8 protein-coding genes and 1 tRNA gene are annotated in these 14031 nt (G+C 65.6%); 5 read left to right on the top strand and 4 right to left on the bottom strand.

The features are described 5' to 3' along the window. Window positions 1-22 precede the first annotated feature (22 nt). A complete protein-coding gene (locus tag AC13GA_RS11640) occupies window positions 23-1189 on the top strand; it encodes a nucleotide sugar dehydrogenase (RefSeq protein ID WP_482998179.1) in 1167 nt (388 codons plus the stop codon). Window positions 1190-1317: 128 nt separating this feature from the next. Further along, window positions 1318-1394: transfer RNA gene (locus tag AC13GA_RS11635), tRNA-Arg, on the top strand. Window positions 1395-1549: 155 nt separating this feature from the next. Here AC13GA_RS11635 and AC13GA_RS11630 read toward each other — a convergent pair. The 4 genes from AC13GA_RS11630 to AC13GA_RS11615 form a co-directional block, all read right to left on the bottom strand. Then, entirely contained in the window at window positions 1550-2245 is a 696-nt protein-coding gene (locus tag AC13GA_RS11630) for a DKNYY domain-containing protein (RefSeq protein ID WP_482998178.1), read from the bottom strand. A gap of 148 nt (window positions 2246-2393) precedes the next feature. Beyond that, on the bottom strand, window positions 2394-3749 hold the full coding sequence (locus AC13GA_RS11625; protein WP_482998177.1) for a Gfo/Idh/MocA family protein: 1356 nt from the start codon (window positions 3747-3749) through the stop codon (window positions 2394-2396). Between the two features lie 65 nt (window positions 3750-3814). Further along, window positions 3815-6790, bottom strand: a complete 2976-nt coding sequence (locus AC13GA_RS11620) for a TonB-dependent receptor plug domain-containing protein (RefSeq protein WP_482998176.1) — start codon at window positions 6788-6790, stop codon at window positions 3815-3817. 122 nt (window positions 6791-6912) lie between these two features. Beyond that, window positions 6913-10272 (bottom strand): TIM-barrel domain-containing protein, encoded by a 3360-nt coding sequence (locus AC13GA_RS11615; protein WP_482998175.1) that lies wholly within the window; start codon window positions 10270-10272, stop codon window positions 6913-6915. Window positions 10273-10593: 321 nt separating this feature from the next. Between AC13GA_RS11615 and AC13GA_RS11610 the strand changes: the two genes are divergently transcribed. From AC13GA_RS11610 to AC13GA_RS11600, 3 genes are read left to right on the top strand one after another with little or no spacing between them, the layout of a single operon-like run. After that, the gene (locus AC13GA_RS11610) at window positions 10594-11748 is read left to right on the top strand and encodes an SIS domain-containing protein (RefSeq protein ID WP_482998174.1); all 1155 of its coding nucleotides are present in this window, start codon (window positions 10594-10596) and stop codon (window positions 11746-11748) included. Further along, entirely contained in the window at window positions 11741-12679 is a 939-nt protein-coding gene (locus tag AC13GA_RS11605) for an ROK family protein (protein WP_482998173.1), read from the top strand. Before AC13GA_RS11610 ends, AC13GA_RS11605 begins: the two co-directional genes overlap by 8 nt. 16 nt (window positions 12680-12695) lie before the next feature. Further along, entirely contained in the window at window positions 12696-14030 is a 1335-nt protein-coding gene (locus tag AC13GA_RS11600; protein ID WP_482998172.1) for a D-tagatose-bisphosphate aldolase, class II, non-catalytic subunit, read from the top strand. The last annotated feature ends 1 nt before the right edge of the window (window position 14031 follow it).

Genomic DNA, 14031 nt, shown 5'->3' with positions numbered 1-14031 from the left:
CCACGGCGTCTGGGACACTTAAATGAAAATTTCCGTCGTCGGCACCGGCTACGTTGGCCTCTCCAATGCTGTTCTGCTTGCGCAGAATCACGAAGTAGTGGCGCTCGACATCGATGCAGGTCGCGTCCAGCTGCTCAACTCCCGCAAGGCTCCCATCGAAGATCGCGAGATCGAGGAGTATCTGGCGCAGCGGTCTCTGAATCTCCGGGCGACGCTCGATCCGCAGGATGCCTATGCCAGCGCCGCTTTCGTGATCATTGCCACGCCCACGGACTATGATCCGCAGAGCAACTATTTCAATACCGGGTCGGTGGAATCGGTTGTCCGCGATGTCGTGGCAATCAACCCCGATGCGGTGATGGTCATCAAGTCGACCATCCCGGTGGGCTGCACGGACGAGCTTCGCGAACGCTTCGGCACCGGCAACATCATCTTCTCACCCGAGTTCCTGCGCGAAGGTAAGGCTCTGTACGACAACCTGCACCCCAGCCGGATCATCGTGGGCGAGCGTTCGGAGCGTGCGAGGACGTTTGCCGGACTGCTGCAGGAAGGCGCGGTGAGCAAGGACGTGCCTACCCTGTTCACCGATTCCACGGAGGCCGAGGCGATTAAGCTGTTCGCCAATACCTACCTCGCCATGCGCGTTGCCTACTTCAACGAACTGGACACCTTCGCCGCGTCGCATGGGCTGGACACGCGCCAGATCATTGATGGCGTGAGTCTGGACCCGCGCATCGGCGGGCATTACAACAATCCTTCGTTCGGCTATGGCGGCTATTGCCTGCCCAAGGATACGAAGCAGCTGCTGGCCAACTACAGCGATGTGCCGCAGAACCTCATCCACGCCATCGTGGAAGCCAACCGCACCCGCAAGGACTTCATTGCCGATGACGTGATCCGGCGTTCGCCCAGTGTGGTCGGCATCTACCGCCTGGTCATGAAGTCCGGCTCGGACAATTTCCGCGCCTCGGCCATCCAAGGCGTGATGAAGCGGATCAAGGCCAAAGGCATCGAAGTGGTCGTCCACGAGCCCGTCCTGCAGGTCCCGCACTTCTACAATTCCCGAGTAAACAATGACCTGGAGCGCTTCAAGGGCGAGTGTGACGTGATCCTGGCCAATCGGCTGTCGCCGGAGATTTCGGATGTTTCAGAGAAGGTCTATACCCGCGATCTGTTCGGAAACGACTGACAATAGAGCCTCTGGACATGCGGCCCCCTGCCCTGCCAGGCCTCCCCCCGGCCGCCAGGGCAGATTTTTCCCGCGGAGTTCGCTAGAATCCCCGGCTACCACCGGGTGACCGGTAGTGGCAGTACAACGCGCCCGTAGCTCAGCCGGATAGAGTAGTGGCTTCCGAAGCCATTGGTCGGGGGTTCGAATCCCTCCGGGCGCGCCATCTTTCCCTGCTCCCCTCTGCGCTTGCAGACCTCGCCTCTCTGCAGGATGCCTCCCCCAGCAGCACCTCGGCTCCCAGAGCCCCACCGCCAACAGCTTCAGCTGGCGGCACAGCGCCATGGCTGATCAGCATCGCGATGCCTCCGCGCGCCCCAGTCACTCAAACCCATACAGCGCCCGCACCTCAGGGTCCTTCTCGACCAGATACATGTTGAACAACTGCGTCGCATCCCGCGACCAGCGCCCCTCCAGCCAGCGCCACGTCGCCACATCCACCCGGGGCAGCTTCCGCTCCAGGTAGTAGACCCGGCTGCCATCCCCCGAGAAGTACCCGTCAAGCAGCCGCCAGCGCGCGCGATCCACCCCGGGCAGCGGCTTCCCGTCGCAGTAGACGTTGCTGTCATCAACGGCGTACCGCGGGTCCTGTGGCATCCCTTGCAGCAGCTCGCCACGCAGGCAGTGCTTCATCCGCCGGCCGCAGTACCAGCCGCCATGGTCATCGGCACCGTAGCCGCCTCCGAGATCGCGGAACGTCGTGCAATCTGCCTCGGCCATCGCCTTCAGCGAGGTCTCGTGCTCGAAGTAGACGGCGTGGTTGTCCAGCCAGTACGCGCCACATTGACGAATGCTGTCCCGGTCGATGGAGGTCTGCCGGGTCCAAGCATGATAGACCGCGTGCGCATCGCGACCGATGAAGTAGTGCGCCGGAATGAACTCGAAGCTCGCTGCATCAGCTTTGCGCAGCAGCCGGCTCTGGTGGAACACCTGGCCCTCGTGGATACGCCAGAATTCGATGCCATACGGACCGATGAAACGCTGGTCCGGCAGGTCACTGATCTTCTGCCATGGCATGGTCTGGGCATCCGCCAGTGGTGGGGCCTTAGTGTAGGCGGTAGAAGAAACAGCTGAGCGTGGGCTCGGCTCTACAACAGCAACGCCGGGCGACGCCCGGCGTTGTGTTCAAAACAGTCCAGCATGACTCGACTCTACAGAGAGCGGATCAATACCTGCCGTCGAACGCAAAAATCGGCTTACGCTGCTTCCACGCACCGGCGGTGAAGTCCGGGAACTCCAGCGTCTGGAAGCTGTTGGCGATCGACTGCTCGCTCAGCGGCGTGATCGCGCTCCATGTAACCGCGTCATAGATATCGATCGGCATCGGTGCCTTGGCCTTCAGCGCCTCCACGAAGGCGTGGATGACGAACCAGTCCATGCCACCGTGACCAGCACTGGCGGCGGTGTCGGCATTCTGCTTCCACAGCGGATGTTCGTACTCGTCCTGGTACTTCTTGAACTCTTCCCACTGGTGCGGCGGGCTGCGGCCTTCGATGTGGATCGAATGGTTCACATCCATCCACAGGCCCTTGGTGCCCTGCACGCGGAAGCCCATCGAGTACGGTCGCGGCAGTGAAGTATCGTGCTGCAGCAGGATGGTTTCGCCGTTCTCGCAGGCCAGCGTGGTGGTCACGATGTCACCCAGCTTGAACTTCACCTTGGTGCTGGGGTGGGTGGTGCCGCCGCTCTTGGCCACGGTGTATTCGTGCAGGCCGCGTGCCTTGGTCGCGAAGGCATTGATGTGGGTGAAGCGGTTGCCACGGTTGATGCCGGTGTACATCGCGCACGGGCCGATGCCGTGGCTGGGGTAGAGCTCACCATTGCGCTCCACCGAATGCTCGGTACGCCAGCGTGCTTCGCTCCAGCCCTTGGAGCCGAACTCCACGCCGCTGTCGTAGGGCTGGTTCGGGTCACCGGAATTGAACTTCACGCCGCGCAGGTCGTGCTGGTAGCCGGCCTGCAGGTGCACCAGCTCGCCGAACAGCCCCTGGCGCACCATCTGCAGTGCGGCCATCACATCGCGGCGGTAGCAGACGTTCTCCAGCAGCATGTACGGGGTGCCGGTACTCAGCTGGGTCTTCAACACGTCCCAGTGATCCTGCAGGGTGATGCCGGCCACCACTTCACAGCCCACTGCCACGCCAGCCTGCATCGCGGCAATCGCCATCGGCGCGTGGTACTCCCACGGCGTGGCGATGATCACGCCATCGATGCCCTTCTGTTCCAGCAGGCGCTTCCAAGCGTTGGTGTCGCGGTCCTGGCCGTAGGTCTTCGGGGCCGGTTTGCCGGCCTTGCTGACCATCTCCACGGCGCGGCCGAGCATGATCGGCTCGATATCGCAGACGGCGACAACCTCGACGTCTTCGCGGCGCACCAGTTCCTTCAGCAGCACCAGGCCACGCATGCCGGTACCGATCATGGCCAGGCGCACCTTGCGCCCGCGTGCCCAGGCCGGGGTCTGCGGCAGCAGGCTGCTGGCGGCGACAGCGGCGCTGGCCGCGATGAATTCCCTACGCTTCATGGCAAACATCTCTCCTCTTGGCAGCGTGCCGGCCGCAGCCGGCACGCCAGGTCACGCAAACGGAATTACTTGAACCGGTAACCGACAGTCACACTGTAACCACGACCGAAGATCGTTGCGTAGTCACTGGAGTCACCCAGGAAGCTGTTCGGGTCGTAGAACGGCAGGCGGTTGAACAGGTTCTTGACCGTGAAGCTCAGGTTCCACGCATCATCCGGGCGCCAGGTGACGCTCATGTTGGCGGTCCACCATGACGGTGCACCATCACACTTGCTCTTCTGCAGGGCCAGGTAGCCGCCGGTGCAGGTTTCCTTGTTGTTGCTCTTTTCGTCGACCTGGTCGGTAGCCCACTTGGTGCCACCCACGTAGTTGACGAACATGCTGGTGGTGACCTGCTTGTAGGTCCAGTCGGCATTGAGCGTGGCACGCAGGCGCGGGTTGTTGTAATAGCCCACCACATCGCCGTAGTACCAGCCGCTCGCTTCATCCATGTAGAAGCGGTTGCGGTTGGCGATGGTGGCAGCCAGACCGATGTTCAGGTTGCCCCAGTCACCCAGCGAGAAGCGGCTGCGCGCGTCGATGTCGAAGCCGTCGATCAGCGTCTTGCCACGGTTCTTGTACTGGCCCACCACGCTGGCCACGTTGCCGGCGGAGTAGCCTGGCAGCGTCGAGGGACAGTTCACGCCACTGGCCGGGTCGGCACACATCGCCGCCAGCTGCGCCAGGTTGGCACGGTCGCTGTCGGTGATCGGCGAACGCGACGAGGAGATGATGTCTTCCATGCGGCGGTAGTCAGGCGCAACGATTTCATTGTCGCGGTAGATGAACCAGTAGTCGGCCGACACCGACAGCCAGGTTGCCGGCTCGTAGACGAAACCAAGGGTAGCGATCTTCGCCTTCTCCGGCTTCAGGTCCTTGTTCGGCTGGGTCATGCGTGCCACGGTGCGGCTGCAATCGACGTTCAGCAGGTTCTTGCCGAGATCCACGTCACCCGGGCGCTGCGACCTCAGCAGCAGGTTGGCGATGGCGTTGGTCTCGTTGCAGCGCAGCTCGTCACGGTAGCCGCCCAGCTGCGCGAACACGCCGCCGTTGCCGGACTCGGCCAGGCTCGGTGCACGGAAGCCGGTGGAGTAGGTGCCGCGCAGCATCAGCTGATCGAACGCCTGGTACTTGAAGCCGATCTTCGGCGCGATGTTGGCGCTGAAGTTCGGGTACTTGTCCACGCGCACCGCCGCATCCAGTTCCAGCTTGTCGGTGATCGGCGCCACGGTCTCGGCGAACAGCGCGTAGGTGTTGCGCTTGCCATCGAACCAGGAACCACCCTGCTGGGTGATCAGGCCGTTGGCCGCATCGGCGTTGCCCGGGGTATAGAAGGTCTCACGGCTGGCGTTGAAGCCAAACGCGGCGCGCATCTCACCGGCCGGCAGCTGGAACAGCGGGCCTTCGATCTTGCCGTCCAGGGTGTGCAGGCGGGTCCACGACTGGATGTCGAAGGTCGGGAACGCTTCACGGATCAATGCAGCGTTGGCTTCGCTGATCTCGCCGAACTTGTACGCCGGGTGGTCGGAGATGATCACGCGGCCGGTACCCGGATCGATCGTGTACGGACCGAAGGCCTTCTCGAAGCCCTTGGTATTGACGTTGATCGTCTGATAGGTGGTGGAGTGGGTACCCGCGCTGGCGAACGCGGTCTCCCAGTTCCAGTCCCCCCTGCTGCCGCGCGCACCGGCCAGCACGCGGTAGCTCTTGTCGGTGTTGCGCTGGCCGAAGTAGTTGGCGCCGGCATCCTGCAGCAGGTAGTTCAGGCCGACCACTCCGCCCATCATCGCCTTCATTTCAGGGCTTGCGTGGTTGTACTCGTTGTTCGGGCCCAGGAACGGGTACAGGAACTGGTTGACGTTGTTGCCGGTGTTGCGCGAGAACCAGCTGGTCGGGTTGCCGGTGGTGGTGCCGTAGGTGCGCGGCGTGCCGCCGTTGGCGCGCAGGTCGATGTCGGTGTAGGTCGCCTCGGCGAAGATCTCGGTGCTCTCACCCACCAGGAAGGTGCCGTTGAGGTAGGCGGTGTTGCGCTCGGACTTGGCGCCGGCATCGATCTCGTTGTTCATCCAGGTTTCCCAGACACAACGCGGACCGGCCGCCTCACTGGTCAGCACGTTCTTGCAGCCCGGTGCGGCTTCCTGCACGCGGCGACCGGTGACCGGATCGAAGGCGAAATAGCTGCCCGGGTTGAACTCCCCCGGCCTGCTGCCCACGCCCAGGCGCAGGTTGTTGAGATAGTTCGGATTGTTGACGTAGTACTGGTCGGGCCGCTTGTCGTAGAAATCGCTGAGCGGAATCGCGTCGCGGCGGTACATGTTCACCGCGCCGTAGATGTTGAAGCGGTTCTCGGTCAGGTCGCCGAAGCCGGCGGTGATGCTGGCCTGGCGCTCGCCGTAGGAGTCGATGCGCGAGGAGGTGTCGTTGGTGAAGCTGACCTCGGCACCCTGGAAGTTACGCTTGGTGATCACGTTGATCACGCCGGCCACCGCGTCGGTGCCGTACACGGCCGAAGCGCCGTCGGTAAGCACTTCCATGCGCTCGATGGCCGCAGCCGGAATCGCATCGATGTTGACGAACTGGGTCTGGAAGCCTGCCGGCGCACCGTAGTACGACAGGCGGCGACCGTTCAGCAGCACCAGCGTGCCCTGTGCGCCCAGACCACGCAGGTTGGCCTGCGAAGCACCGTCGGAACCGGTGAACAGTGAGCGCGCATCCTGCTGCGCCGGACGTGCGGCCGGCAGGTTGTCGAGCACCTGCAGCAGCGTGCGCGCACCCATGTTCTGGATGTCCTGCTTGCTGATCACCTGCACCGGCGACGCGGTTTCAACGTCGGTGCGGCGGATGTTGGAACCGGTGACCTCGATGCGGGCCAGGTCGGTGGCCTTGTCCTTGCTCTCTTGAGCAACGGCAGGAACGGCGACCGAGAGCAGTACGCCGGCAATGGCCAGCGTCAGCGGGGCGATGGAACGACAGGGGGGGCGGTGGTGGCGTGCGGGCAACATCGGGGTTCTCTCCTGGCAGGGGTGCGGCGCGAATGATGAATCGGCGGGCAAAACGCTCCCGGGCCACGGCCATGAGGGCCGCAGTCGGAATGGGCGGGGGGAGGAGCGGTGTTACGAGGGGGTCATGGGGCGACGAGGCTGGCGGAGTCGCCCTCCTGGCCGATCAGCACGGCATTGGCCCAGTTGGCACAGACCTGGGCGGGTTGGCTGCCCTGCGCACCCAGCGTGCGCAGGCTCAGGGTGGAAAGGCCTCGGATATCCAGCTCCGGCTTGACCACGCCGGGCGCCTTCACCAGGCCGCTGTCGTACAGCAGGCGGTTGTCACCCCAGACCTGGAACTGCAGGCCACCGGCAGTGCGGCAGGCGTCGTCGATACCGAGGTCGGCTCGCAGCAGATGCCAGCCGCCCTGCAGGCGCAGGTCGATGCGGCTGTTGGCGCCGACGCCCAGGCCACGGCGGAACTGCAGGCCGTTCATGCGCATGCCGGCGTCGCCACGGAACGATTGGTCGGTGCGCAGCTGGCTGGCCAGCGCGGCCGGCACCGGCAGCTCGGAGAGATAGCGCTGCCGGGCCGGTCGCTCCGGTTCCTGGTGTTCGAGAATATGGAAGGTGGACAAGGCGATCGGGCCGACGTCGCGCGGCTGCAGCGCATCGAAGGCGCGGGCGCTGCCCTGTGCAGCAGTCACCATCGGGTCGGTGCTGCTGGCGCCGTCGCCCTCGGGGTTCTGCACGCTCAGCACGCGGAAGCGCAGCAGGCGGCCGGCGTGGGCCGGGAAGTCGATGCGCTGCGTGCCTTCCTTCAGCTGCAGGTGGCCGCGGGCAATCGGTTCACCCCACTCGCCATTGCTGTCGCCCAGGTACACCTCGTAGTCGCGCACCTGGCCGTGCTTCCAGTTCTTGTCGTTGCGCGGCGCGATGTCGATGCCATCGATCATCTTCCGTTCGCCGAAACCGATCACCCACTCATGCGCACCGGTGCGCACAGCCTGGTTGCGCACGCTTCGGAACCAGGTGGCCGGATCGTCGTCGAAGGCATTTTCCAGCGCATGGCCGGGTTCTTCGGCCGGACGGTTGACCACCAGCAGGCTGTCGGCCGGCAGTTCGCGGCCCAGCACCGGTGCGGCCGGATAGGCATCGTCGGCGGCCGCTGCGGCGACGGCGAAGTCCAGCTGCAGCTGCAGCGGCTGGCGGATGTCCTGCGCCGCGGTGCGTACATGCAGGGTGCCGCGACGCTCCTTGGCATCGAAGTACCAACCCTCGCTGGCGCTGTTGAATGCGGTCGCGTCGGCCAGCGCCGGCAGCGCGCGGCCAGCGGCCTGCACCGCACGCGGCGCCTGCCGGCTGAGCACGCGCAGGCCATAGCGGCGCTGTGCCAGCTGGCCGTTGTACTGGCCCTGTACCGCATCGATCTGCACCTGCACCGGGCCACTGCCCTGTGCCGGCGCCTGCACACTGATCCGCTGCGTGCTCGATTCGCCCTGCTGGTAGCGGCGGGTGTTGCCATCATCTTCGTACAGCGTGTACTGCGAATCACCCTGCGGGTACAGGTCGAAGGTCACTTCATCGAGAGGTTTCTCGCCGTCGAACAGCATCGACGGGTACATCGGCAGGATCGCACCGGCACGCACGAACACCGGCAGCGTGGCCAGGTCCACCTGGCGGTCCAGCTGGCGGCCATCGGCGGCGGCCTGCACGCGGCGGCCGTCCCAGTAGTCGATCCAGCCGCCGGCGGGCAGGTGGATGTCGCGGCGCCAGCCACGGCTGGCGGCCTGGCTGCGGTACACCGGTGCAACCAGCAGGTCGCGGCCGAGCAGGAACTGGTACTTGTAGGTTTCATCCTGCGCGTGCGGATCGCGCGGGTTGTCCCACATCAGGCCACGCACCGGCGGTGCACCGGTCTGTGCGGCCTCGTGCACCAGCCCGTACATGTACGGGGTCAGGCGCATCTTCAACTTCAGGTAATCGCGGTTGATGCTGCGGTAGGGCTCGTCGTACCACCACGGGTGCTTGCGCGCATTCGACGACCAGCCACTCATGCCCATCAGCACCGGGGTGAACGCCTTCCACTGCAGGTCGCGGGTGAAGGTCTCGGCGCTGCCGCCGAAGATCGCGTCCACATCGCCACTGGCGTAGGCCATGCCGGACAGGCCCGAACCCACCAGGGTCGGCACATGCCAGCGGATGTAGTCCCAGCTGCTGCTCTGGTCGCCGGTCCACGCCACGGCATAGCGCTGGATGCCGGCCCAGCCCATTACCGTCCACAGGAACGGGCGCGAATCGGAATTGTCGAGGATGCCGTTGAACGCCTGGCGGTTGGCATCCATCGCGAACTGGTAGCCCTTGCCGGTCCAGGCCACGTCCAGTTTCTGCACGCGGCTGCCGGCCTTGCCTACTTCCCAGGCGATCTTGTCGACGCCGTTTTCGGTCCATAGGCCGGTGCGGAAACCGTACCCGGCCAGCCCCTTCACCGTCTCCGGCAACTGCTTGTAGCCGCAGCCATAGCCATCGTTGGGCAGGATCCAGCCGCCGGGCATGTCATTGGCGCGATACTGCTTGGCTACGCTGTCGATCACGTCGGGGGTGGTGCCGGTCGGGCCGTCGCTCCAGCCCTCGGGCACGGTGCCGGGCTTCTTGCTGTTGTCGCCGTCGTTGTAGCAATCGGCATCGCCGTAGGACAGCGCCCAGCGCGCGACCATGTTCGGGCGGCCGGTCAGCTGGGTGTAGCGCTCGATCAGCTTCGGCAGATCGGCGCCAACGAAGTAGTACGCATCGAAGCGGTCTTCGCGATGCAGCAGGGTGGCCTGGTCGCTCTGCCGCAGGTCGTAGCTGCCATCGCTCCACGTATTGCGCAGCATGCCCCAGCCACGGCTGCTCAGCAGCATCGGTGCCGGGCTGGGGCGGTCACCCTCTTCCCAACCGCCGGAATAGGACACTTCCAGCTCGCGGCCCTTGAACTGGTAGCGGCCGTTCTGCTGGCCACCGCCGTAATAGCCTTCATCGGCCTGCGAGGACAGCACCTGCACGCTCTGCGCGGCATCCAGGTCCAGCGGCTGCAGTTCCTGCCAGAGCGCGGTGGGCTGACCGTTGTCCAGGCGCTCCAGGCGCAGGCGCAACGGCTGCCGCTGCACATGCAGCACCAGTGCATCGGTGCGCACGCGTATTTCCTGTGCGTCTTCTTCCAGCTGCGCCTGCACGTTCGCCTTGGGCTGCGGCAGCACGATCGGCGCCGCCTTGTCGCCAGCACCGGTGAGCTTGCCGTTTCGGCCGGCCTGCACGCGGATGATGTCGGTGGCCGGCAGTTCAATGCGGATGCGCGTGCCGTTGTCGGTCTGCAGGTCCCAGCCATTTACACCGTCGGTGCTGGCACTGGCGCTGACCGAGCGCAGGTTGCCGACCGGTGCGGCCTGGGCCGACAGGGACGCCGACAGCAGTGCCGGCAACAGGGCCAGCAGCAGTGGCGAACGACGAACGCAGATTTCCACACGGACTCCCAACCCGTTCACCGGGCGTTTCGAAAGCGGTTGGGCCGACTCTAGGGCAGCGATTCGAAAGATGTCAACAAATTGAAAGGAAAAAGGAAGATATATTTAGATGAAACGAAAGTTGTTGCGGTGCAATACTTTGTGTAACCGCTTGCAGGCGCCTGTTAAGCATTGTGCGATACGGCATCCGGCGGTTTCTTTCGTTTCCAGAGTCATGCCGCGCGAGGAAAGTCATCACCGCGATATCTTTCTTTTTACTTTCGGTATTTGACATTTCGAAAGAAAACGCAGATGGTGCGCTGGCCCAACTGGAACCTCTGAATGGACGTCACCCTGCTTTCCGATGTGTCCGCCTGGCAGCGCCTTGGCGGAGCCGATACCGCTACCGAAATCGCCCAGCAGCCTGCGCTGTGGGAAGCCCTCGCACAGGACCTGTCGCGTGCCCGCGACCGCCTGCAGGCCTTCCTTGGCGACAGCCTCAACAATCCCAACCAGCGCGTGCTGTTCACCGGCGCCGGCAGCTCAGGCTTCATCGCCGAAATGGTGGCCGATGCGATCAATGCGCAATGGCCGGCCGAAGTGCGCGTGGTGCACACCACCAGCCTGCTGACCCACCCGGCGCTGTACCTGCAGCGCGACCGCCCGACCCTGCTGGTCTCGTTCGGCCGCAGCGGCTCCAGCCCGGAGAGCGTGGCGGCGGTGGACCGCGTGCGTAGCGACGTGGATGACGCGCGCTTCCTCGACATCACTTGCAACGCCGATGGCGAACTGGCCCGTCGTGGCGCCGGCCGTGCCGATACCTGCACCCTGCTGATGCCGTCGGCCAGCTGCGACCGTGCCTTCGCCATGACCAGCAGCCTGACCTGCATGCTGCTGGCCGCGCTGACCGTGTTTGATCGTTCGCCGTGGGATGCGCGTATCGCGCGTCTGAAACAGATTGCCGCGCTGGCCCGCGAAGGCCAGGCACAGTGGGATGCACCGGTGGCGGCGCTGGCGCAGCGCCCGTTCAACCGCATCATCTACCTCGGCAGCGGCCCGCTGGAAGCGCTGGCACGCGAGTGCGCGCTGAAGGTGCTGGAACTGACCGCCGGCCGCGTGCTGGCGCTGGCCAACACGCCGCTGGGCTTCCGTCATGGCCCGAAGTCGACGCTGGATGGCAACACCCTGGTGGTGGTGCTGCGCAGCGTGCAGCCGCTGGCGCGCCGCTACGAACAGGACCTGCTGGAAGAACTGCGCCGCGATGGCGTGGCCGGCCAGGTACTGGCAATCGGCCCGCATTCGGATATCGGCGCCGATGACGAATACACCCTTACCGTACCGGCACTGGATGATCCGTGGCTGGCGCCGGTGTGGCTGGGCTTTGCGCAGCTGTTCGCGCTGCAGCGCTCGGCTGCGCTCGGGCTGACCCCCGACAATCCGTTCCCGGACGGCACCGTCAACCGCGTCGTCAAGGGCGTCACCATCCACCATGGCTGAGCTGATCGCCCACGCCTGCTACGGCATCGACATTGGCGGCACCAAGATCGAACTGGTGGCGTGCGATGCGGCGATGCAGGTCAGCTGGCGCCGCCGCGTGGCCACCCCGCAGGGTGACTACGACGGTTTCCTGCAGGCGGTGGTGGAACTGGTGGTCGAGGCCGATGCGGCGCTGGGCCGCAGTGACGCGGCCATCGGCATTGCGCTGCCCGGCGTGCGCGACCGCCGCAGCGGCCGCCAGCTCAGCGCGAACGTTCCCGCGCTGACCGGCCACAGCGTGGCGGCTGATCTGCAGGCACGCCTGCAAAGACCGCTGCATTTCGGCAATGACCTGCAGTGCTTTGCCCTGTCAGAGGCGCATGGTGGCGCCGCCGATGGCTACCCCAGCATGTTCGGCGCCATCCTCGGCACCGGTGCCGGTGGCGGCTTCTGCCTGCAGGGCCGCCTGTTGTCCGGCTTCAACGGCCTGGCCGGCGAATGGGGCCACTGGAGCGTGCCGGGCCACCTGCTGCAGCGCCACGGCCTGCCGCTGATCGACTGCGCCTGCGGCCTGCAGGGCTGCGTGGAGCGCTACGTGTCCGGTAGTGGCGTGGCAATGATCGAACGCCACCTCGGTGGCAGCGCCGCCGACGCCAGCGCAGTGATCGCACTGGCCGAAGCCGGCGATGCCCGCGCACGCAGGGCGCTGGACATCCATCGCGACCTGCTCGGCCACAGCCTGGCCGCGCTGGTGCTGGCGCTGGACCCGCACGTGATCGTGCTCGGCGGTGGTCTTTCGCAGTACGCACCGCTGTACCAGCAGTTGCCTGCGGCCATCGCCGCGCATCTGTTCAACGGCGTGCAGGTACCGCCCATCGTGCCGCCACGCTTCGGCGATGCCGGTGGCGCACGTGGTGCTGCCCTGCTCGCCTGCCAACCCTCGTTTTCCTGATGTCCGGAGCTTGACCATGTCCCCGTTGCAGACCCTGCTTGCTTCCCACCGCGCCGGCCATAACGTCGGCCTGTACAGCGTCTGCTGCAGCAACGAGCAGGTGCTGCGCGCGGCCATGCACGTGGCGCTGGCCCATGGCACCGTGCTGCTGATCGAGGCCACCTCCAACCAGGTCGACCAGTTCGGCGGCTACACCGGCATGACCCCGCCGCAGTACCGCGATTACGTCGGCACGCTGGCCGATGAAGAAGGCTTCCCGCGCGAACGGCTGATCCTGGGCGGCGACCACCTTGGTCCGAACGCCTGGCAGAAGCGCCCGGCCGCCGAAGCAATGACCCACGCGCGCGCGCTGATCGAAGCCTACGTCGCCGCCGGTTTCCACAAGATCCACCTGGACTGCAGCATGTCCTGCGCCGATGACCCGGTGCCGCTGCCCGATGCCATCGTCGCCGCGCGTTCGGCCGAGCTGGCCGAGATCGCCGAACGCACCGCCGCCGAACACAGCCTGCCGCCGCCGGTCTACGTGATCGGTACCGAAGTGCCGATTCCCGGTGGCGAAGCCTCGCTGGCCGAAGGCCTGCAGGTCACCACGCCGGCCGCCGCCGCGCAGACCCTGGCCATCCACCAGCAGGCGTTCGACACGCCGCAGCTGCGCGATGCGTGGCAGCGCGTGATCGCGATGGTGGTGCAGCCGGGCGTGGACTTCGACCACAGCAGCGTGCACGAGTACGACGCGGCCGCCGCCAGCACGCTGGCTGATTTCCTGGAACAGCAACCGCGCATCGTGTTCGAGGCGCACTCCACCGATTACCAGCGCGAGAGTGGCCTGCACGCGCTGGTGCGCGACCACTTCGCCATCCTCAAGGTCGGCCCGGCGGCGACCTTCGCCTACCGCGAAGCGCTGTTCGCGCTGGCCGCGATCGAAGCCGAGCTGCTGCCGGCCGCGCAATGCTCGCGCCTGCCGCAGGTACTGGACGAGGTGATGCTGGCGCAGCCGAAATACTGGCAGTCCTACTACCAGGGCGATGACGCCGCGCTGCGCCTGCTGCGCAGCTATTCCTTCAGCGACCGCTGCCGCTACTACTGGGGCGAGCCGGCGCTGGTACGGGCGGTGCAGACCCTGTTCGCCAACCTGGAACAGCATGCGCCGCCGCTGGTACTGCTCAGCCAGTATCTGCCGGAGCAGTACCGCGCCGTGCGCGAGGGCACCCTGGCCAATACGCCCACCGCGCTGGCGCAGCATCGCGTCGGCCTGTGCCTGGGCGAATACGCCCGCGCCTGCAGCGCCAACCAGGCCGGAACCCGCGCGCAGAACGCAGGTTCGGCTGCCGCCGATCTTGCGAACGGCTAAT

This window comes from Stenotrophomonas sp. 22DLJC03 (assembly GCF_056861405.1).
The sequence above is the reverse complement of the archived record's forward strand: the minus strand, read 5'-3'. Positions and strand labels throughout refer to the sequence as shown.